This is a genomic window from Methylophilus sp. DMC14, from assembly GCF_056314085.1.
In genome coordinates, this window is the sequence record NZ_JBQUZA010000001.1 from 581,155 (window position 1) to 602,776 (window position 21,622).

Genomic DNA, 21,622 nt, shown 5'->3' on the forward strand with positions numbered 1-21,622 from the left:
CTTATAACGCATCCGGACCGGTTTCGCCGGTACGTATACGGTAAACTTGTTCCAAATCGAAGACAAATACTTTGCCATCGCCGATTTTGCCTGTTGCGGCTGCTTTTTCAATCGCGTCTACGACCTGATCCAGCATGTCATCTTTGATCGCAACTTCGAGTTTAACTTTAGGCAAAAAATCTACGACATATTCAGCACCACGATACAACTCAGTGTGCCCTTTTTGACGGCCAAATCCTTTGACTTCAGTGACAGTGATGCCTTGTACGCCGATATTGGACAAAGCCTCACGCACCTCATCAAGCTTGAATGGCTTGATTATTGCGGATACAAATTTCATTTGCTTCTCCCGTTGTTAACTCTGGCAGGCACATGCCCGCCAGATCTAAAACTTCTTACTCTTAGAATGTACGGCCAACAGTCAACACAAGACGCGTGTCGTACAAGTTTTTAAAATCGCTACTTGGCCCGCCATTAAAGCTTGAGCCTCCATAGCCATGTGAACTCCAGTAGCTATGGTTACTTGATCCGACCAGATAAACACCTGCGTTAAAGCCGTCAGCCTGAGCAATTTTAAATGCCTTGCTCAAACCCACTTTCCAGTCAAAATAGTTAGGAGTAGTTCTAGCAGTTGTTGCAGAAGGTTGAACAGGCAAAGTTAATGTGTTTGTAGTGAAATCATAAGCATTACCTGTAGTGTAATCCGTATTCAAACGTCCATTAACCATTAAACGGCCTACGTGACCAACTAATGTTAAATCCCACCATGGCAATGGATAGTTGGCGTTTGCCTCAAGATACACCGTGCCACGTGTGCTTTTAGTCCAACCTGTACTTCTGTCTGCACCGAACCAGTTTGTCAGCATATAAGAAGCTTTAACGCTAAACCAGTCATAAGATAAACCAAAGTTAGCCTCTAATGAGTTCCAGTCACCGCCATTTGGTGTTTGTCTTACCAAATTACCATTCGCGTCAGTGTAACCTGTAAATTTATACTTTTTCCAAGAGCCGCCTGGATACAAGTATCCATACAAACCGACCGTCCAGCCCATGCCCTCAACCCATGGTATGCTACCGTTATAGCCTGTATAGACATCAATCTCAGTAGTTGCATCAGGATAGGTATTTGGTGTAACGCCAGAACCCCAAACGCCTGCATAAAAACCGCTTGAGTGAGTAATATCCATCCCACCTTGAACAGTTGGTTTATGCCAGGTTTGTGAAATACCACGTGAATAGTAATCAGATACAAAACCGACGTTACCAGTAGCAGTCCAGTCAGATTTATCCGCTTTTTCTTCGGGGGTATAGGGTGTTTTAGCTTCTTTAAGTTCTTCTACCAGAACTTTTTGTTCATCAGCATATGCAGTATTAGCAACCGACAGCGTAGCAAGTACAGCTGTAAATAACATAGATGGGCGCATTTACGAGTCCTCTCTCTCTGTGAAAGTCTTGATCAAATTGTTGTAAACGAGAATGAAACAACATTGACCTAAAAGCAAAGCACGTGCCAACCCATATAAATATTAAAAATCAATACTTTAATTAAAAAACTTAAATTAAATACTTACATTAGCAACACAACAACATGTTTTTAATTGAAAACACATAAAAATCAATCATTTACACCCCTTTTTTCGAGGGCCTTACATGCTAGAATGTGATCCCAAGGAGAGCCTGCCATGCTATTTTCAAATGAAAAAATTAAAGAATTATCTTTTAAAATCAAACAACTAATTGATTCAAGCCCCATTTCAGAGCTTGAAAGCAACTTGCATGCACTAATTCAGGGCATGCTCCCCAAAATGGAACTTGTTTCGCGCGAGGAATTTGATATTCAGGCCGCTTTGCTGGCACGCACGCAGCAACAATTAAAACAGCTTGAAGAAAAAATCAGCCAGCTAGAACAAGCCGACGCCGCCAGAAAGTAAAATTTAATTTACAATTGTTAGCATTCTTTGGTGCGGGAGTGCTACATGAGTTTGGCCGTGTTATACAGTCGGGCCCTAAGTGGGATGGATGCACCAGAAGTGGTGGTAGAAGTGCATCTCGCCAATGGCCTGCCCAGCTTCACTATCGTCGGGCTGCCAGAAACCGAAGTGAAAGAGAGCAAAGACCGGGTTAGGGCGGCGATTCAAACCGCACAGTTTGAATTCCCGGCGCGGCGGATTACAGTTAACCTGGCACCGGCAGATCTGCCCAAAGAGGGTGGCCGTTACGATTTGCCGATTGCGCTTGGGATTCTGGCAGCCTCCGGGCAATTACCTAAACAAGCGCTGGCCAACTATGTCATCGCTGGTGAGCTGGCACTGACAGGCGAGTTAAGGCCGATACGCGGCGCCCTGGCGATGACTTACCAACTGATTCAGGGCCCGGCGCACAAGAGGGCGGCGATTTTGCCCCAGGAGAGTGCGCATGAGGCAAGCCTGGTAGAGGGCTGTTCCATTTTTGCCGCGAATAGTCTGCTTGAAGTCTGTGCCCACCTTTCTGGTAAACAATCGCTACCCCCTCACCCGCTGGTGCTGACAGAATCCTCGTTAAGCTTTCCGGATTACCTCGAAGTCAAAGGTCAATTACGCGCCAAGCGCGCCCTGGAAATTGCCGCGGCGGGTCAACATAGTTTATTGATGAGCGGCCCGCCAGGCACAGGCAAAAGCATGCTGGCGAACCGGTTTAATAGCATTTTGCCGGACATGACTACGCAGGAAGCGCTGGAAAGTGCGGCAATTTTGTCACTGACCGGCCAGTTTCCGGCCAGCCAATGGAAAAAGCGGCCATTCAGGGCGCCACATCACACCGCCTCTGCCGTGGCACTGGTGGGTGGCGGCAGTGTGCCCAGACCCGGAGAAATCAGCCTCGCCCATCACGGCGTGTTATTTTTGGATGAGCTACCTGAGTTCGACAGGAAAGTGCTGGAGGTGCTCCGCGAGCCTCTGGAAAGTGGCAATATCACCATTTCTCGCGCAGCCAGACAGGCCACGTTTCCGGCCCAGTTTCAATTGCTTGCAGCGATGAATCCTTGTCCATGTGGCTATTACGGGCACTATAACCAACGCTGCCGCTGTACGCCTGAGCAAATTCTGCGCTATAAAAACAAACTTTCCGGCCCGCTGCTGGACAGGATAGACATGAATATTGATGTGCCAGCACTCAAGCCAGAAGAGTTGTCACATGACCATCATGGTGAGCAGAGTGCGGCCATTCGTGCACGCGTGATTCAGGCGCGAGAGCGTCAACTGACCCGCCAACAGAAGCCGAATGCTGCCTTGGGTGCGCTTGAGATTTCCACCCATTGCCAATTGGGTGAGCAGGCGAATCACTTACTGCAAATGGCGGTGCAAAAGTTTTCACTGTCTGCCCGCAGCTATCACCGCATCCTCAAGGTCGCCAGAACCATCGCTGACCTGGCCCAGGCCGAACACATTCTGGATAAGCACATTGCAGAGGCGCTACAATATCGGCGTCATGACTATTGAAAGCGTATTCCACATGCAACTTTATGATGCCAGTATCGCCCCGCTGATTCGTAACCTGCAAAATCTCGAGCATATTCTGCGGCAAGGGGAAGCCTATGCAGAACAGAAAAAAGTCGCACCAGAAGTGCTACTGAATAGCCGCTTGTATGTGGACATGTACCCATTAATCAAACAGGTGCAACTGGTGAGTGACATGAGCAAAGGGGCGGGTGGACGACTGGCAGGCATAGACATTCCGCAATACGCGGATGATGAAGCGAGTTTTGAACAGCTCTACGCCAGAATCGCCAAGACAGTCGCGTTTCTCGAAGCCATCAAGCCTTCACAGCTGGAAGGCGCCGAGCATAAAGAAGTGGTGTTAACCATACGTAAAGTGGATCTGACCTTCACTGGCTTGGATTATCTCGAAAAATGGGTCATGCCCAATGTCTATTTTCATGTCACCACGGCATACAACATTTTGCGCCATCTTGGGGTGCCACTGGGCAAAACTGACTACCTGGGTCAAAAGCGCTGATGCCTCAAGGCCGTTTGCGCCAGTAGCCCGGTTGCTGGTCTGACTGCAACATGGCTTTACGGCGCAATGTCTCATAGGCTTCGCTGTCTGAAATTCCTTGGGCAGAGGCCATCGCTTTCGCCTGCTTGTTCGCAGCAACCACCCAGTCAGGATTTTCCTGATAGCTCCGGTCTTGCATGCAATGTTCCAACACGCGTGACTGTCTAGCCGCTTTTTCCAGCTTCTGGAAGGGTAGTTGCTCTGGTAACGCGGCCGCTGCCTTACTGGCAATCAAATCACACTCATTGATAGCATGAGCCAGCGCACTTTGCGCAGGTGAAGACGCTGGCAACTGCAGCGATTGCCAATACCAATACCCCACCGCCGCCAGCATGGCCATCAACACAACCCACATAAACCGACTCGCAAGCATACATCCGACTCCTTTTTGTTGTTCAACCCTGCCAATATTTTAAGCCAAACCGGCCGACAGCCCTTATAAAAGCTGGATTGGTTCATTAAAGCGTCATACAAGACCATTAACATAGATTTAAATGATCGCATGAACAAATTAATTCAAGAATGGAAACCTGATGACGTTAATACAAGTATACATAAACAGAACTAAAGGACGCCCCATGAAAGACTTGCAACAAGACGAGCCGCTGACTTATACCGCCAGCATGCCAGAATTGATGACGGCGCAGGACATTATGTATCTGGCTGAAGATATCACTGCAGACAGCAACATTCAGGCAATTTACAAACCTGCTGAGCTGACGCTGGAAGTCGTGTAAAACACACCGGCAGTTTGCCTCACACCTCCACGCAGTTCATAGCGTGGCATTGCATCGCATGTCGCTTGCCCAGACACCCAACTGGTCCAGCCCTCAACTGATAGACACCCGCCTGACGTTTGCCTACAATAAAACCTCTCTTCAACCGGACGAGAAGGAGGCAACCATGTTTTTAGGCGCAGCAGGCATCTACACACTGATTGGCATCATCGTCGCAATTTGCCTGATATTGTATGTATTTGCAAAAAAGGTAAAGTAATCCGTATCACATAAAAAAGCCCCGTTTACGGGGCTTTTTTATTGCATAGCTCAGATTTTTTACTGGGATTGGTTACTGGATCAATTCACGCCAGCTTTGCTTGGTGCCATAGCTACCATTGGTTTTTTGCTGAAAAATTTGTGTTGCATTACTGGGCTTCCCTTCCGAAAAGACCTTATTCCCCATATCAGACATCTGAGGCGTTGGATCTGTGCTTCCGGTTACCACTACATGAGGCGTCCCATTTCCATCGTATACAATATTGAAACCTACAGCAGGGGTTGATAGTTTTTCAGAAACCAATCCACCACTTATTACGCCCCCCCCTGTTTTGTAATTAAAATAATTTAACCAGCCATAGCCTGTTCCACTACAAGATGAGCTAGTAGGGACTAGTGTTGGCATAATAAGTATCCCTTGTAAAAGCAGCGGGTCAAGATTTACTCGCTCTCCAGCCGGAAAATCTAAATACCACCCATAAGTATTATCAAAGTTAACTGTATTCGTTGTTACAACCCTGCTAGAAGAAAGTGATTGCGCAACCATTTGATTTCGACCAATCGGAGCGGACTGATTAATGTCTTTAAAGACATATACTGAGTTTGTAGGCGCATTAGTTAAATCTGCCACTTCAAGAAACTTGCCAGTACCGACCATTACCACAACATAATTATTAATATTACCTAACTCTGGTTGCGTAGTAATGGCTTGCCTACCGCCACTTGGGTCAGAAAAAGATGCAATCTTTTTCACGACTCCAGAATTGATATCAAATCGCCACACATCCCCATTTAGGTCTCCACCATAAATTGCAGTGGATGTATTATTTTCAAACATGTTATTAGCATAACCAGCGATCTTGGCAAGCCCACTGGGTGAGCTTGAGGAGCCAGAGCCAGTGGAAAGCGTGTTAATCAAACTGCCACTATAGGCATTTAATACATAGAGATAACCCATGCCATTTCCTGCCGGTTGGTTATTGACATAACTGCCATCACTTTTCTGGCTCGCGTAAATGCCATTGTTGTAGCCAGATGCGATCACGACCACCCAGGTTCCATCTGCCATTTTAGTAATGACTGGATTACCAAATGTATAGCCGAGGTTAGCTTGGTTGGCTGATGCAGTGTATTCCCAAAGCAAAGCAGGCGCAGTGGGGTCTGTGACATCGAGTGCAAAGTAACCACGGCCACCACCGTTAAGACCAGAAACTAATATTGTTTTCCAGAGAGCGCCATTGCCTCCACAGCCAGAGATACATACATCAGCAACAATAGGATTACCATTTACAAAATTAGTATGGTAAGTTGCGCCATACTGTTCATCTGCCAAATTTGCCAAGTTAGGAATTACTGGCGTAGGAATAAAAGCCCACAACTCACTGCCTGTATTTGCATTAAAAGCATGCAACATGCCATCATTCGCACCGACATACACAGCGGGGACTCGATTAGAGATACTATTTTTGAAAGCGGTATAACCTGCATCAAGATAAGCAGCGTTGGACTCCTGAAAATAACTCGGTCTTGATTGTGCAATATCCCCTAATGTTGCCTGCCTGACCCTAAACAAATGGTTGGCCGCGATACTGTTCGTACTGGAGTCTTCATAGGTTTTATTCCCGCGTAAGTAGTCGACTAATTTTGCAACCTTATTGGGGTCAGTAATTTTAGGATCCGATGCAGCCAAACCCTGCATTTGACTTAAGGCTAAATACCCATTTGTTAAACTGCTCACATGTGCAGATGGCAGATTGGCTGACTGAAACGGAGCTAACGACCCACTCAAATTAAAGTAAATATTGCGCGTATTACTTGCCACTTGAGATTGAAGTTTTCCAATACAACTACTGGCGATTTCTACATAGCAAGAACTCAATTCACTAGTCCCTAATACCGTCCCTAAAATACCGCCAGCATTGTCACAAGTGGTTTGATCGGAGTTGGTGGTTTTACAGTAAATGCTGGTACTGCTTCCGCTGCTGATCTGTACTCGTGTTGCAGGCAAGGCACATACTTGGGAAGCCACATTTTCAATACACCAAACATCACTTTGTGAGGTTTGTAAAGTGTCCGTATTCACCGTGCGGGCTTCAAGATTTCCAATCCAGCTTACCGTCTGATAACTAGCCACATACTGGAAATTATCTCCATTCGTTGGTGCTAGGCTACTGGCCGCAGCAGCCGCACTTGCCCCTTGAATAGATTTAATTTGTGCAAGCCCCATCGCTAGGGAGTCTCTCAGTAGTTTGGGATTTGTTGCACTATAGTAAGTACCTCCAGCATTAACAGCCGCATGCCACAAATCGTCTACCCGCTGACCTTCGGTATTAGTAATCGGGTTGTCCCAGTTTTTGGCGCCGGTGGTTAAATCCTTGTAGTCGCCAACGGTTTGTGTTTTATAGTCAGGCGAATAAAAAAGGGTGCCAGAAACACCCAGTCCAAGTGTCAGGGTGACCATATTTTGCTTGGGATAATCCACAGACGTCCCACACACAGAGTTACCTAACGCACCTGTACAATTCGAAAAGCTTGCATCTCGAATATCATTACTAAAATAATACATGGCAACATCAGCGAGGGTATTCGCCGCATTCAAGGCATCCAATTGTGGTCTTGGGGTTGAGCCTCCATCCTGGTTTCCGATCGTTGTTGACCCATTCAACTGAACAGGATTTGTCGTATCGTTCCAATAGCCATCCGTGGTCATTAAGGTGAAGTTTGGCTGACAAGCGTATTGCATAGGATCATCCGATCCAAGTGTCTTTTTACCCGCAAAATGACGTCCAACATTTGCCAGTGCCGTTCTTAGTGGCGTACTGTTGTTCGGGCTGACAGCAAACAGTTTTTGATACCAAGCCTGCTTTTGTGCATTATTAAATGGCGCGATTGCCAGATAATTACTTGAGTTATTGTTAATGGTAGAAAAGCCAACGCGGTATCTAGCATCCAATGTGTTGAAGGCCAAACTTGCTGCAGTTTGCATAGACTGTATACGAGTACTGTAGTACGTCCACCAGTTTGAGAAATTTTTCATTTCTTCGGTATAAGTGCAAATGGTACCCGCACAATCCATGCGATCAGGATTCTTGGTAGTACTGCCTGGGGCAGTGTAATTGCTGAGGCCACTGTTAATACTCACATAGACCAGGCTACCGGGAATATCTGTTGCTGAAGGCGCCACCAACACCGCACTCGAACTACCACTACCAGAGAATGTTACCTGAATAGGTGCAGCCGTATTTAATGGATTGCCAATTGGCGTCACTATAGTGAGCACGTTACTACTCACAGAAACTGTATTACCTGAAATATTACAATTCCCCCTCTGGCTTGTCGTACAAATTGCGCTTGCCACGTTGTTTGCCAAGGTGTTGCTGGAGCTTGCTGAAGTAGATGTATAAAGAATCTCAATATTATTAATTTTGATACTCGACACCGTGACAGTCCCGCTGTTACGCACCAACGTAAGCTTATAAGTGGCTCTAGGCTGACGAAGAAAGTTATAGGTATTACTGTCATTAATACTGCTGACATCGTTACGAATGGCCTGGCACTTTTGTGAGCCGGACAAAACACGAGCATTGGCTGCAGCAGATGTATTACACCATCTTAGCTGAGATGGGTAGGTATACACGCCTGTAGCCGCCGTAGAAATTGTACAATTTGTGAGATTAGCTGACGCACAATACTCTCCGGGAACATATGCATAATAGTTGGCTGAGCCCGTTAAATTGCTCGTCCCGCCTTTAGTGGCGCCCGTATCTGTCACGGCATTCGCAACGGCGGTAAAATTAGTTTGGTTTGGCATACTCACACCAAGATAATTCACCGGCGGAATATAGGTGACGCCGGGGTTGTAATATTGCGCATTGTATGCAGCATTATTAAATAACCAGGCAGGCGCGTTCTGATAGGTGTTGACTGGGTCGTAACCACCCCAATCAGGGGTATAGTTCCAAGCCATGCTGCCAGAGTTATCAAGCAAAAACATCAAGTTAGGCAATACATCCGACGTACCAGATGTTTGTAACGGCATGCTAGATATATTTAAGAAATCAGCACGTGCCATCGTTGTCAGCACCATCCCCAGACAAATCATCCCTCTCAAAAACTTTTTCAAATACATGATGGCTTCTTTCAAATATCCAATTAGTTAGAGATAAAGGTTTGCATATAGCTCAGGGTGTTTTTGGGCCCGGCAATTTGTAAAGTCACTCGATATAGAGGAGTATCAGGACTAGTCACACACTGTTTGAATAATTCGACGTTTGTTTGGCTGTGCGAACATGTCTGACCATTTGTAGCGGCACTAGCCATCATGCAACGCTTTGCATCAGTAGCTGTGGTGGCAGTGGCAAGCTCTGCATCACTGTAATTACACATTCTTTCAACAATATAGCGAATTTGATTACCCTGACGATCCATCCCACCACTAATCTCAGCATTCCCATCCACTTGTGTTGGGACAAGCTGGCTATTTGCATCACTCCACGTCATGGAGGTCAGCGTGCCCCCATCACATACCTGATTTACTGGCGTGGTATCGAAATGAATGCAATTAGCGTAATAACCTAATGAGGGGTTATTGACTGCATTGTTTGCTAGAGGAAGATTTTGCGAAATATATGCAGTAATCACTTCTAGTGCCACATTAGACGCAGGCGAAGCAGACTGACGGAACACCAAATTGCCAGAAAGCAAGTTATTCGTATCCACACTACGAATCAATGCGACCGCTGCAATTGACATCACCACCAAAGCAAGCAGCGCAAAAAACAGCACAATCCCGGCTTGATAGGCCTTGCGCACAGATTGAGGGAAACTTAATCGGCGTCTAGAGCGCATCTCGATTCCAAAGGACATTTCTTAAAGGGATCACCGCTTCAAAGACTCTGTACCGATAATTCTGCCAATTAGGCAAGCTGCTTAAATTAACACTTGCCGGATTTGCATCATTGGTCCAGATACACACTCTGTTTAAACCGCTGGCTGTTCCATTGCATGCCTGAGTGACAGGACTCTTTTGCAATACCCCATCACGTGTCACAATTGCGACGCGCACCGCTCGAATCCTGTTTCTATTGAGCAGCGTCATGGTAGGGCCATAATCTCCCGTCGCATCCACCCACTGATCAACTTCATTAAGATATGCTGAAGAGGTGGCTGAAGCCAAGCCTGGATCTAAAGTGTTCGCTATCCCGTACTGAGCCTGAAGTGCAACAACATCACTCACAATAGGCACTGCAGTGCTATCTGGGAATACCGCCCCATCTGGTGTCCCACCGCTACGCGTCAACTCCTGATTTGCGGAGACGCCATATTGGTATTGATTCCAGACCCCTAGACATGAAAAGCGTACAAAATCCGATCCATTCAAATCTGTCACTGGATTGCCTGTCGGTGCTGTATTTAACTCGGTCAAACTTTTTACGGTTCTGTCAGAGTTGAGCTGACTTAATCTTGCCAACGAACAACGGGGGCTGCTCGGGGTTTGGGTATACAACACCACATCATTCAGTTGGCAGCCGATTAAACTACCATTCAAGGTAGGTGATGTTATCGTGCCCGTCGCCCTGACAGACCCACCACCACTTGGAGACGTACCATAACGTATATTGACGATATCGCTAGTCATACCACCGTCCACAATCTGCACAGGGGTTAGATTAATCACTACCCCATTTTGTGTAATAGAGGTATCTAACGGACAAAGGAGAGGGGAGGGATCATCACTATTATTTAAAGGCAGTCCGAAACCTGCATTCTGCATATCGCGTTGAATATAATACATGGCCAGCACACCACTAGATTGTGCATCACTTCCAGCACTAATCACGCGCTTGCGAGATTCAAAACTACTGAATACATTGGTGATAGCGAGCGTCGCCACCAACCCAATGACGAGCCCAAGCAGCAGCTCGACCAGGCTTAATCCCTCTTGTTTTTTTGCGGCCACGCTGAGGTTCAGCATCATGGTTCAACAACATCAAACAGATAGCTGGAGGCATTGACCTGATGCACACTTCCACCAGGCACTTGCCAAGAGACCGAAACAGTGACCATACTATTCGTGATTGCTGAAAATGCAATTGCCCCATTTGGCAACTGTGCCCTGATCTTTGTACGATCCACTTGTGCAACATAAGTCGAAGCATCTCCTCCGTAGGCCATCATGTTCGATAAATGCGTTTGTGCAATCAAAAGGGCTTCGGCCCGAAAACGGTTATCACTGCTGTTTTTCAACATGGCACTTTGTAACCCCACAAGTGCCAGAACACCCATGCTAAAAATCACAACTGCGACCAAAGACTCAATCAATACAGATCCTTGTTGTAAGGATTTAACATGAGATTGCCGACTCATCAAGACACCTTTAGCTAACATGCTCTTGGGTCTCCAGTTAAGGTGACAGTAGGATCACACACCTTTACGTTGCCACCTGCCGCCAACATGACGCGCAAGGCTTTACGCTCATCCGCAGCGACCTGACTATTGCTTATATTGACCACGGACAGTGCATTTTGACTAGCAGGATCGCGCGTGCCAAAACTGCTAAACACCGCGCTATAGTTATCTGCGGTCACGGTGATATTGCTGGATGCGCCTTCGGTGGCACTTTTCTGGGTGATGACCGCTGGGCAGGCTGGCGTGATGGCAACGCAGCCAATTTGCCAGGCACTGTTGGTTTGCAAAGTGAATTTCACTCGACTATTACGCTTGATCGCTTCGGCACGTGATTGCTGCAAACCGTTCCTGACAGACTCGGCCACGGTTCTGATTTGCGAATTGCCAATCGCCGTCTGAAAAGCCGGGATGGCAATACTGGAGACCGCCACCATCACAACCACGGTGACGACCAGCTCAATCAAGGTAAAGCCTTGCTGCTGCATTAGCAACTTCCTGAGGATGAAGTCAGCCAGCAAGTGGCGCCAGTGGTGCCGTCGTAAATAGAGGTCTTGGCGTTATCCTGGTTGACGGTAAATGAAAAATTACCCATGTTCTGCGCTGATTTGCCTGTCGCTTTCAGGGTGTAAGTCGTTGCTGACTGGTTATCAATCGAGTAATCGAAATACTTGGCATCACTTGGGTTGCAGACAAAGCCCACGTAGGTAAAGTTATCCTGGTAAAACTGTTCGACCTGCACACGGCAATTGGCCAGATTGGCAGGTGCCTCCGCCGCGTTGCCACTTTTGACATAATCCTGGTAACCCGGCACGGCAATGCTGGCGAGCAAGCCGATAATGGCCACCACCACCATGACTTCAATCAGACTAAAGCCTTGTTGTAAAAGACGCTTCATGAATATCCCCTTTTTGCACAGCCTTATCATGCAAACAGCGATTCTTCCTGTCTAGCAGTAGCCGACTAGCGGTTAACCCTGGCCGACAAACGGTAGCCTTGCCCCGAGCGAGCGCGACCAGGCATGGGCCTGCGCAGCTTTAGTGGTAAAATCTGGCTTTATTTTGATTGGACGCCAGGATCATGTTTGCCAGCTCTACAAAATTAATAGCACTTGCGCTGCTGTTATGCACACTGAGTGCTTGTGGCCTCAAAGGCAATTTGTATCTTCCTGAGCGTCAGTATCCTCAACCACAACCGCCATCAGACAAGTCGCCATCGTGATCCCGTTTTCAACCCAACAAGGCCTGCTACATGCCGAAAATGTAGCCTTGCGTGATATTGCGCAAACCCACCAAACCCCCACCTACGTCTATTCGCGGGCGGCACTCACCCAGGCGTTTGAGCGTTTTGCTGCCGGGCTGCGTGGGCATGACCATTTGGTCTGTTTTGCCGTGAAGGCCAACCCTAGCCTGGCGATACTGAATCTGTTTGCCCGCCTGGGTGCCGGCTTTGATATTGTGTCTGGCGGAGAGCTGGCCCGTGTAATTGCAGCTGGCGGTGATCCGAAAAAAGTCGTGTTCTCTGGCGTTGGAAAATCCCACGCTGAAATTGAGGCCGCCCTTGAAGCAGGGATCTATTGCTTTAACGTAGAGTCTATCAATGAGCTGGACCGTATCCAGCAAGTGGCGGCTCGCTTGGGTAAACAGGCCCCGGTTTCGTTGCGGGTCAATCCAAATGTGGACGCAAAAACCCACCCTTATATCTCTACCGGCCTTAAAAATAACAAGTTTGGCGTGGCGTTTGAAGATGCACTGGCTTTGTATGAAAAAGCGGCGCAATTGCCCAACATTGCCGTGCATGGCGTCGATTGCCATATTGGCTCGCAGATTACCGAGCTATCGCCGTTTCTAGATGCGCTGGATAAAGTCCTTGGTTTAGTGGATGCGCTAGCGGCCAAAGGCATCCCTATTCAGCATATTGATGTCGGCGGCGGCGTAGGCATTACCTACAGTGACGAAACCCCGCCGGACTTTGCCGCCTATACAGCCGCCATCCTGCAAAAACTGGCAGGCAGAAACGTCAAGGTACTCTTTGAACCCGGCCGCGCGCTGGTCGGCAATGCAGGCGTATTACTGACCAAAGTCGAATACCTCAAGCCAGGTGAGACCAAAAACTTCGCCATCGTCGATGCCGCCATGAACGACCTCATGCGCCCCGCCTTGTACGACGCTTTTCACAAAATCACGACCATTGCCCCGTCTGCGGCACCCACTGCGGTCTATGAAATCGTAGGTCCCGTCTGCGAAAGTGGTGACTTTTTGGGCCATGACCGGACACTGGCAATTGCAGAAGGCGATTATCTGGCCATACACTCTGCCGGTGCTTATGGCATGAGCATGGCCAGCAACTACAACACGCGTGCACGTGCCGCAGAAGTACTGGTCGACGGCGATCAGGTGCATGTGATTCGCGAGCGCGAGCAGATTGCTGATCTGTTTAAACTGGAGCGCGTCTTGCCGTAACATTGGCCGGCATTGCAATTTTCAGCAGTAATCAATAAAAAAACCGAAGCATTTGATTGCTTCGGTTTTTTTATTGTTAAAAGATACGTGTTAATCAAAAATCACGGTCTTGTTCGCATAAAGCAAAATACGATGTTCAATATGCCAGCGCACGGCTTTGGAGAGCACAACCCGTTCCAGATCACGGCCTTTCTGAATCAGGTCCTCGACCTGGTCACGGTGAGAAATACGCGCCAGATCCTGCTCAATAATAGGGCCCTCATCCAATACCTCAGTCACATAATGGCTGGTCGCACCAATCAGCTTCACACCGCGCTCAAAGGCACGGTGATAGGGGCGCGCACCGATAAAGGCTGGCAAAAATGAATGGTGGATATTGATAATCCGCTGAGGATAGCGCGCGACAAACTCGGGAGACAGAATCTGCATGTATCTTGCCAGCACAATCAGGTCAATCTTGTGTTGGTCAAACAAAGCAAACTGCTGCGCCTCGACGTCGGCTTTGGTCTCTTTGGTCATCGGCAGATAGTGAAACGGGATGCCATAGAACTGCGCCAGTTTCTCCGTATCTCTATGATTGCTGATAATCAGTGGAATCTCGCAGGCCAGCTCGCCACTATGATGACGGTGCAGCAGGTCTACCAGGCAATGATCATATTGCGACACCATGATCGCCATGCGTGTTTTTTGCTCGGACAACTTGAGTTGCCAGGTCATGCCAAAGCGTTGCGCTACCGGGCCAAACGCCTGCTCGAAATCGGCAACGGCCACATTGAAATTGGTCAGGTCCCACTCGACGCGCATCAAAAACAGATTATTTTCCGCATCCTGATGCTGGTCTGCGTGTAAAATATTGGCATTGTGCTCATACAAAAATTGCGCAATCGCCGCCACAATCCCTTTGGTATCCGGGCAGGTAATCAGCAAGGTAGCAGTGTTTTTCATAACATGGGCTTTAAGCGAGCAACAAAAATGCAGATTATACCTGATGCCTGCCAGCCCTTGTGGTTGACCTTGGCAGTTGCAGGCGCAGACAGCAGCAGACTCTTGACGGAATTCATTATGCAAACAGAAGTGACACCTGAGATCGTATTGGCCAACCCGCGTGGCTTTTGTGCGGGCGTAGACCGTGCCATTATTATTGTCGAACAGGCACTCGAAAAATTCGGCGCGCCGATTTATGTGCGCAATGAAGTGGTTCACAACAAATTTGTCGTGGGTCAATTGCGCGACAAAGGCGCCATTTTTGTCGATGATCTGGAAAAAATTCCGGCAGGCAGCATTGTGATTTTTAGTGCGCATGGCGTTTCCAAAGCGGTGCGCGCAGAGGCAGAGTCGCGCGGCCTGACCGCGTTTGACGCCACTTGTCCGCTGGTGACCAAGGTGCATATCGAAGTCGCCAAAATGCGTAAAGATGGCCTGGAGATCATTATGATCGGCCACAAAGGCCATCCAGAAGTCGAAGGCACCATGGGCCAATCCGAAGCAGGCATGTATCTGGTGGAAACCCCGGAAGAGGTGACCGCCCTCACCGTCACCGACCCTGACAAACTGGCCTATGTGACACAAACCACCTTATCGGTGGATGACGCCACTCAGGTCATCAACGCCCTTAAAACACGCTTCCCCAACATCAAGGCACCCAAAAGCGATGATATTTGCTACGCCACGCAAAATCGCCAGGATGCGGTCAAAATCATGGCCAAAGACTGTGATCTGGTCATCATTGTCGGTTCGCCCAATAGCTCCAACTCAAACCGCCTGCGTGAAGTTGCCAAAAACCAAGGGGTAGAAGCCTATATGGTCGATAATGCCAGCCACCTGCAAGCGGCCTGGTTACAAGGTAAAAAGAAAATCGGCATTTCCGCCGGCGCCTCTGCCCCTGAGGTGTTGGTGCAGGAAGTGATTGCCGCATTGAAAAATATGGGCGCCAACCAGGTGGAAGAGTTGCAAGGTGTGGTGGAAAACGTCGTGTTCCAGCTGCCAAAAAATCTGGTCAATGCAGAGAAACGCAGCACGGTTTAAACGCTTTCCGCATTGATGGGCTGGCCGTCCCTTGCTAATATTGGCAGTCAATATTCGCCTTGTTTGCCGGTGTAGCTCAGTTGGTAGAGCGGTTCATTCGTAATGAAAAGGTCGGGGGTTCGACTCCCTTCTCCGGCACCATCCCCTCATCAAAAAATTCTGACCAGCCACCGGCAAAAAAAAGCCCAAGCCATTTCAGGCTTGGGGCAAGCAATATCCTCGGGAAAGGATAGTCGGGAAACTCGCATGTGATTATTGTTGACTGCCATTGCGATTGAATTCCACTACACTTATTCACGCATGCATGATTTGTGCCAAATCATTTAAACAATCCAAGCACTTGATTTTAATTGAACAAATCTAGACATGAGGCGCACCCACCCATAAAAATTGGCTGATATAAACCACAAAATTGGTTAAATATAGCCAATTCGGTGGTTATGAAGCGCGAGGACGGCGCAGATCGGAAAACAGCGGGAACAGCAAAGGCAACAACAACAGCGTGAACAAGGTCGCAGTAATTAACCCACCGACAATCACCACCGCAAACGGCCGCTGCGTTTCAGAGCCAATGCCATGCGAGAGCGCCGCTGGCATCAAGCCCAATCCGGCCATCAAGGCCGTCATTAATATCGGGCGCAAGCGGGCAACCGCGCCTTCAATCACCGACTCCGACAGCTCTCTGCCTTCACGCATCAAACTCTTGATCTGCTCGACCATGATCACCCCGTTTTGCACCGAAATGCCGGCCAAAGCAATAAAGCCGACGGCAGCTGACACGGACAAATGCAATCCAGCCACGGCCAGTCCAGCCAGGCCGCCCACCAGAGTAAACGGAATCATCAGCAACACCAGCAAGGCATTTTTGACCGACTTAAATGCCCAAAACAATAAGATAAAAATCAATAAAACAGACAAGGGCACAATTACCATCAAGCGCTTCATGGCGCGTTGCTGGTTTTCAAATTGCCCGCCCCAGGTCATGCTGTAGCCAGGCGGCAGCTTAACCTGTGCCTTGACCTGTTGCATGGCCTCTTTCACAAAGCTGCCCTGATCACGGTCCGTAATATTGGCTTTGATCGAGACAATACGGGAGCCTGACTCGCGGCTCACGCGTGAAGCACCCTGCTTAATCGTCACCTCAGCCACTTCGCTCAGCGGAATACTCCCTTTTCCGTTAGGCAGAGCAATGGGAAGTTCATCTATATCATCCACTGAATCCCGAAATGGGCGATCCAGTCTTAACGTAACATCAAAATGCCGGTCACCATCATAAAAGGTATTCGCGGCGATGCCCGCCAAAGCAGTTTGCACGGTATTGTTGACATCGCCAGCCATGAGCCCATAACGCGATAATTGCGTACGATTAAGCGTAATATCAAGCTCCGAGTTGCCAGAAATACGTACCGCCGCCACGTCTGTTGCGCCTCTGACATGATTAATCACATCCACCACGGCGGTCGCTTTCTGCTCAAGGATGGTCAAATCTGGACCAAAAATCTTGACCGCAATTTCACCTTTCACGCCAGAGAGCGATTCTTCTACATTATCCTGAATGACTTGAGAAAAGTTAGTGGGCACCCCAGGAATCTCATGGATACGGTGCGACATATCCTTGACCAAAGACTCTTTATCTGCAAACTTCCACGCACTGTGCGGTTTAAGGTCCGCCAGAATCTCCATGTGGTAAGGCCCTTTCGGGTCGGTTCCATCATCAGGCCTTCCCACGTGTGCCACCACCAATCGTACTTCTTGATAGCTAGTGAGGATTTTGCGAATTTCGCGCTCAACTTCTTTAGTTTTTTCCAAACTTGAAGAAGGCGGCAAATCGACTGTCAACCAGATATTGCCCTCATCCAGTTTGGGTAAAAACTCTGATCCGAGCATAGGAGCCGATATGATAGACACCGCCAAAATTAAGAGAGATGCAATGACAACCAACATTCTGCATTTGCGGCTTTTTAGCAAAATGTGCCGATAAGCATCCTGCAAACCATGCATCCAGCCACTATGCTTCTCAACCATATCCTCTCGTTTCATAGTGTATGACAACAAGGCCGGCACTAGCGTCAAAGTGAGGATAATGGCCCCCAGCAACGCAAAGCTCAAGGTAAAAACCATGGGCGAGAAAATTTTTCCTTCAACGCGCTGGAAGGTAAAAATTGGCAAAAAGGCGGTAATGATAATCGCTTTGGAAAACAAAATCGGATGGCCCATATCAATCGCCGTACTTTTTAGCGTCTGCATACGCCAAGCCAATCCCATATTCGCCGGCGTTTTGTCCATCTCAGCCACCGCCAAGCGCACCATCAGCGCTTCTACCAAGACCACAGCACTGTCAATAATAATGCCAAAGTCTACTGCACCGAGTGAGATCAGGTTGGCAGAAACGCCTCGCAAGTCCATGATAATAAAAGCGAATAGCAGAGACAACGGAATCACCGAAGCTACAATCAAGGCGGCACGCCAGTTGCGTAAGAACACCACCAAAATTGTCACCACCAACAAAGCGCCCACTATGAGGTTTTCTGCTACGGTATGCACCGTGTGATGCACTAGGCCAGTCCGGTCATAAAAAGGCACGATTTTCACCCCGTGCGGCAGGGTCTGGTTTACCAGATCGACTTTCTCACGCAAGGCTTCAATCACTTTGGCCGCATTCTGGCCTTTGGTCATGAGCACGATGCCTTCAATAATGTCATCCTGCTGATTGAAGGAGACGATGCCAGAGCGTGGCCGGTCGCCGATCACCACTTGGCCCAGATCACTGACCAGAATCGGTTTACCATCCCGCGTATCAACCACTGATTGCGCAATATCATCCAAACTGTGGAACAGGCCAATGCCCCGCACAACCAGGGCCTCATCCCCTCTATGCATGAGTCCGCCACCCACGTTGCTACTATTGTTACTCACCGCCTGATTGACTTGGTCAATGCTCACACCAAATTTTTTCAGGCGGTATGGGTCCAGCTTGATTTGGTATTCCTTGACCGAACCACCAAAACTGGTGATATCCGCCACACCGGGTACCATGCGCAGTTGCGGGATAATCTTCCAGTCCTGAATGGCGCGGATTTCGCGCTGCGGCATCTCTGCCGGCGCTTCGACCAGATAGCGGTAAACCTCACCAACCGCCGTCGTCAGCGGCGCCAGCGTCGGTTGCAAACCAGTCGGCAAGCTTACGCCTTGCAAGCGCTCTAACACTTGCTGCCGAGCAAAATAATCTTGCGTGCGTTCAGCAAAAGTGAGCGTCACCACAGACAGCCCCGTAATAGACACCGAGCGGATCTGCGCCAGGCCAGGCACACCACTCATGCCGTGCTCAATGGGCAGCGAGACCACGCGCTCGACTTCTTCTGGTGCCATCCCAGGCGATTGCGTCACGATAATTACGTGCACATCTTCGACATCCGGGAACGCCTCAATGGGCAAGTTCTGTACCGCGAACCACCCAAAAACCATCAGGATCACGGCGCCAATCAGCAAAAATACACGCTGCTGCAGGGAGAAGGTGATTAAGCCTTTTAACATGGCTTATTTGCTCACGGACAAATCAGAATTCAACAAGATCGCGCCGCCAGTCACGATACGCTCACCCGCTTTTAACCCGCTTTTGACTGTCGCATATTCCCTGCGCTGTAAATCCAGGGCGACTTTGCGCTTGCTGAAGTGCAATGGCTGCTCTTCCACAAACACATAGCTATAGAGGCCCTCGGTAATCAAGGCGCTATTAGGTACGCGGATGACTCGGTGCTGGCTGGTATCCAATGGCGTAATCCGCGCATACATCTCAGGCTTGAGCTTGCCTTTGCTATCCAACAGGCAACGCACTGGAATACGGCGAGTGGCCGGGTCCACCATCACACCGATGGTTTTGATCTCGCCTTCAAAAACGTCATCGGGATAAGCATCGACCTGCACGCTGACCTTTTGCCCTTGCGAAATACGGCTTAAGTCCCGCTCGGGTAAATCAATACTGGCCCAAACATGACTAGGATCCGTGATCAAAAACAATGGATCGGCCGCATCAGGCCGCACTTCACTACCAGGGTTCACTTTACGGTCAACCACCACTCCCGCAATCGGAGAACGCACAACATAACTATCACTGGCACCCGCTGATACCCGCAAATTTTTTAACCTGGCAATTGCGCGCTCATATTCTGCGCGTGAGCTTGCCCAGTCTGCCTGCGCGACTTCCATTTCTTTTCTGGCCACCACGCCCCCTTCTAACAACATGCGGCTACGTTCGAGGGCTTGTTGTTTCAGGGCCAAATCCGCCTGCGCCTTGCGAACGTCAGCGACGGCAGCCCCCACATCTGGCGAATCCATCACCAGCAGCGTCTGGCCAGCTTTGACGCTATCCCCTACTTGCGCCAGAATATTCAGCGCACGTCCTGCCACCGGCGAATACACGCGCGCCGTCCGGTTTTCGTCGAAGACAATCTTGCCATTCAAAGGCTCTGTCACTGGAACAGGGATCTCGGTGACTGGCTCTATTTTCAGGCTGGTTAATTGGGGCGAACCTGGCGTCAGAACGATCTGGTTCCCTGGCAAGGGAGTTGAGCCAGTAACCTTCTCTGCAGCTAGGCCTGAGGTCTGGTAAAAGCATGTTGTGCACAGCGCAAAAATGAGCCGGCTCAGCATCTTCACGGCATGAGTCAAAATTATAGGAGGTGTAAGCATCATAAGATTAATCTTGATAGGCAAAGGCCTGGCGGGTTGCAGCTAACCAGATGGATAGGGCGCTGACATCATCAGCCTTGGCTTGGCGCGAATCGTTGCTGGGGTTTATATTCCAACTAGAACAGGAAGATAGTAAAGGATTTGGCTGATGGCTGCCGATCAAAATCTCAGCCTCAGTATTTTCAGCGGCTCTTTTAACAGCGTGAAGATCAAGATTATCCCCCGCAAATAATTGCACTGCCTGCTGTAGGCTACGTTGATCCAATGCAATCATCTGAGGATTGCCAGCCTCCGCAACAACCTCAAGACTGGTCATTAGCAACATATATATATAGCTTAGCTGCCCCCGCAACATACACCCTATCCCTGTATCTATGAGTTAATTTTTATGGCATAAGCCTGATTATGCCTCATCATAATAGCCTTATGGGCTTACGACAATCTTTCACAAAAACTTAATCTTTGCGGAAAGCGCCGATTGTAAACAGTGCCAGCGATGGACAAGGTGGTAGCCTTTATAGACAATCATACTTATGACAAAATCATTTAAGACTCCCATCTCTGCACTGGTGTTAATTCATACCCAAGATTTGCAAGTCCTGTTGCTCGAACGTACGGATAAGCCAGGATACTGGCAGTCAGTGACCGGGAGCATAGAAGCAGATGAATCCCCCTATCAGGCCGCCATCCGCGAAGTGCGGGAAGAAACCGGCCTAGACGCACTGGCGTACGACTTTGAAGACTGGCACGCCAGCAATGTCTATGAAATTTATCCGCACTGGCGTCACCGCTATCCGCCGGGCATCACGCAAAACACAGAGCATTTGTTTGGCTTATGCCTGCCATCGCCGCTCAACGTGACACTCGCGCCAGCCGAGCATACGCGTTATGAGTGGGTAGACTGGCGGCAAGCAGCTAAAAAAGTCTTCAGCTGGACCAATGTAGACGCCCTGAAACGGCTTGGTGAAAAACACCGTTTAACCTTGTAACCCACGCTAGGCAATTGGGATAAAT

Annotated in this window: 22 protein-coding genes and 1 tRNA gene; 10 read left to right on the top strand and 13 right to left on the bottom strand. The window is 48.8% G+C overall.

The features are described from left to right. Position 1 precedes the first annotated feature (1 nt). On the bottom strand, positions 2–340 hold the full coding sequence (gene glnK / locus ACT53C_RS02885) for a P-II family nitrogen regulator (protein WP_018986930.1): 339 nt from the start codon (positions 338–340) through the stop codon (positions 2–4). Between the two features lie 61 nt (positions 341–401). Next, complete coding sequence (locus tag ACT53C_RS02890) at positions 402–1,412, bottom strand: TorF family putative porin (protein ID WP_476144725.1); 1,011 nt, start codon at positions 1,410–1,412, stop codon at positions 402–404. A 270-nt stretch (positions 1,413–1,682) separates the two neighbouring features. On the opposite strand from ACT53C_RS02890, the gene ACT53C_RS02895 reads away from it, so the two are divergent. Genes ACT53C_RS02895 through ACT53C_RS02905 form a run of 3 tightly spaced genes read left to right on the top strand, consistent with a single transcriptional unit; the run spans position 1,683 to position 3,993 of the window. Further along, positions 1,683–1,931 (top strand): accessory factor UbiK family protein, encoded by a 249-nt coding sequence (locus tag ACT53C_RS02895; RefSeq protein WP_476144726.1) that lies wholly within the window; start codon positions 1,683–1,685, stop codon positions 1,929–1,931. Positions 1,932–1,976: 45 nt separating this feature from the next. Next, positions 1,977–3,476 carry a YifB family Mg chelatase-like AAA ATPase gene (locus ACT53C_RS02900; RefSeq protein WP_476144727.1) on the top strand — a complete coding sequence of 500 codons (1,500 nt, stop codon included), beginning with the start codon at positions 1,977–1,979 and terminating at the stop codon, positions 3,474–3,476. Between the two features lie 13 nt (positions 3,477–3,489). Next, on the top strand, positions 3,490–3,993 hold the full coding sequence (locus ACT53C_RS02905; protein ID WP_476144728.1) for a DUF1993 domain-containing protein: 504 nt from the start codon (positions 3,490–3,492) through the stop codon (positions 3,991–3,993). Positions 3,994–3,997: 4 nt separating this feature from the next. Here ACT53C_RS02905 and ACT53C_RS02910 read toward each other — a convergent pair whose 3' ends face one another. Then, positions 3,998–4,387, bottom strand: coding sequence for a hypothetical protein (locus ACT53C_RS02910; protein ID WP_476144729.1), 390 nt, complete (start codon positions 4,385–4,387; stop codon positions 3,998–4,000). Between the two features lie 223 nt (positions 4,388–4,610). On the opposite strand from ACT53C_RS02910, the gene ACT53C_RS02915 reads away from it, so the two are divergent. Together ACT53C_RS02915 and ACT53C_RS02920 are read left to right on the top strand one after the other, a co-directional pair. Beyond that, a complete protein-coding gene (locus ACT53C_RS02915) occupies positions 4,611–4,769 on the top strand; it encodes a hypothetical protein (protein ID WP_194749004.1) in 159 nt (52 codons plus the stop codon). A gap of 43 nt (positions 4,770–4,812) precedes the next feature. Further along, a complete protein-coding gene (locus ACT53C_RS02920) occupies positions 4,813–5,028 on the top strand; it encodes a hypothetical protein (RefSeq protein WP_476144730.1) in 216 nt (71 codons plus the stop codon). A 72-nt stretch (positions 5,029–5,100) separates the two neighbouring features. Here the strand turns inward: ACT53C_RS02920 and ACT53C_RS02925 are convergent, their stop codons facing one another. From ACT53C_RS02925 to ACT53C_RS02950, 6 genes are read right to left on the bottom strand one after another with little or no spacing between them, the layout of a single operon-like run. Next, positions 5,101–9,156 (bottom strand): pilus assembly protein, encoded by a 4,056-nt coding sequence (locus ACT53C_RS02925; RefSeq protein WP_476144731.1) that lies wholly within the window; start codon positions 9,154–9,156, stop codon positions 5,101–5,103. Between the two features lie 23 nt (positions 9,157–9,179). Beyond that, positions 9,180–9,875: a pilus assembly PilX family protein gene (locus ACT53C_RS02930; protein WP_476144732.1), complete on the bottom strand. Its 696-nt coding sequence runs from the start codon at positions 9,873–9,875 to the stop codon at positions 9,180–9,182. After that, a complete protein-coding gene (locus ACT53C_RS02935; RefSeq protein WP_476144733.1) occupies positions 9,865–11,004 on the bottom strand; it encodes a PilW family protein in 1,140 nt (379 codons plus the stop codon). The genes ACT53C_RS02930 and ACT53C_RS02935 overlap by 11 nt, the downstream gene beginning before the upstream one ends. Then, positions 11,001–11,414, bottom strand: coding sequence for a type IV pilus modification PilV family protein (locus tag ACT53C_RS02940; protein WP_476144734.1), 414 nt, complete (start codon positions 11,412–11,414; stop codon positions 11,001–11,003). Before ACT53C_RS02940 ends, ACT53C_RS02935 begins: the two co-directional genes overlap by 4 nt. Then, the gene (locus tag ACT53C_RS02945) at positions 11,408–11,920 is read right to left on the bottom strand and encodes a GspH/FimT family pseudopilin (RefSeq protein WP_476144735.1); all 513 of its coding nucleotides are present in this window, start codon (positions 11,918–11,920) and stop codon (positions 11,408–11,410) included. The genes ACT53C_RS02940 and ACT53C_RS02945 overlap by 7 nt, the downstream gene beginning before the upstream one ends. After that, positions 11,920–12,330, bottom strand: a complete 411-nt coding sequence (locus ACT53C_RS02950; protein ID WP_194749010.1) for a type IV pilin protein — start codon at positions 12,328–12,330, stop codon at positions 11,920–11,922. Before ACT53C_RS02950 ends, ACT53C_RS02945 begins: the two co-directional genes overlap by 1 nt. 182 nt (positions 12,331–12,512) lie before the next feature. Here ACT53C_RS02950 and lptM point away from each other — a divergent pair, with 182 nt between their 5' ends. Further along, entirely contained in the window at positions 12,513–12,653 is a 141-nt protein-coding gene (gene lptM, locus ACT53C_RS02955) for an LPS translocon maturation chaperone LptM (protein ID WP_379074049.1), read from the top strand. Next, positions 12,650–13,894, top strand: coding sequence for a diaminopimelate decarboxylase (lysA, locus tag ACT53C_RS02960; protein WP_476144736.1), 1,245 nt, complete (start codon positions 12,650–12,652; stop codon positions 13,892–13,894). The genes lptM and lysA overlap by 4 nt, the downstream gene beginning before the upstream one ends. A 90-nt stretch (positions 13,895–13,984) precedes the next feature. Here the strand turns inward: lysA and purU are convergent, their stop codons facing one another. Beyond that, positions 13,985–14,839, bottom strand: coding sequence for a formyltetrahydrofolate deformylase (gene purU, locus ACT53C_RS02965; protein WP_194749012.1), 855 nt, complete (start codon positions 14,837–14,839; stop codon positions 13,985–13,987). A gap of 117 nt (positions 14,840–14,956) precedes the next feature. On the opposite strand from purU, the gene ispH reads away from it, so the two are divergent. Both ispH and ACT53C_RS02975 read left to right on the top strand, forming a co-directional pair. Further along, on the top strand, positions 14,957–15,919 hold the full coding sequence (gene ispH / locus ACT53C_RS02970; RefSeq protein ID WP_194749131.1) for a 4-hydroxy-3-methylbut-2-enyl diphosphate reductase: 963 nt from the start codon (positions 14,957–14,959) through the stop codon (positions 15,917–15,919). Positions 15,920–15,984: 65 nt separating this feature from the next. Further along, positions 15,985–16,060, top strand: a tRNA-Thr gene (locus ACT53C_RS02975). Positions 16,061–16,357: 297 nt separating this feature from the next. Here ACT53C_RS02975 and ACT53C_RS02980 read toward each other — a convergent pair. The 3 genes from ACT53C_RS02980 to ACT53C_RS02990 are packed head-to-tail and all read right to left on the bottom strand — an operon-like array spanning position 16,358 to position 20,933. Next, entirely contained in the window at positions 16,358–19,453 is a 3,096-nt protein-coding gene (locus ACT53C_RS02980; RefSeq protein WP_476144738.1) for an efflux RND transporter permease subunit, read from the bottom strand. A gap of 3 nt (positions 19,454–19,456) precedes the next feature. Then, the gene (locus ACT53C_RS02985) at positions 19,457–20,569 is read right to left on the bottom strand and encodes an efflux RND transporter periplasmic adaptor subunit (protein WP_476144739.1); all 1,113 of its coding nucleotides are present in this window, start codon (positions 20,567–20,569) and stop codon (positions 19,457–19,459) included. A 46-nt stretch (positions 20,570–20,615) separates the two neighbouring features. Then, positions 20,616–20,933: a hypothetical protein gene (locus tag ACT53C_RS02990; RefSeq protein WP_476144740.1), complete on the bottom strand. Its 318-nt coding sequence runs from the start codon at positions 20,931–20,933 to the stop codon at positions 20,616–20,618. Between the two features lie 208 nt (positions 20,934–21,141). On the opposite strand from ACT53C_RS02990, the gene nudB reads away from it, so the two are divergent. Next, the gene (nudB, locus tag ACT53C_RS02995; protein ID WP_476144741.1) at positions 21,142–21,597 is read left to right on the top strand and encodes a dihydroneopterin triphosphate diphosphatase; all 456 of its coding nucleotides are present in this window, start codon (positions 21,142–21,144) and stop codon (positions 21,595–21,597) included. Positions 21,598–21,622 lie beyond the last annotated feature (25 nt).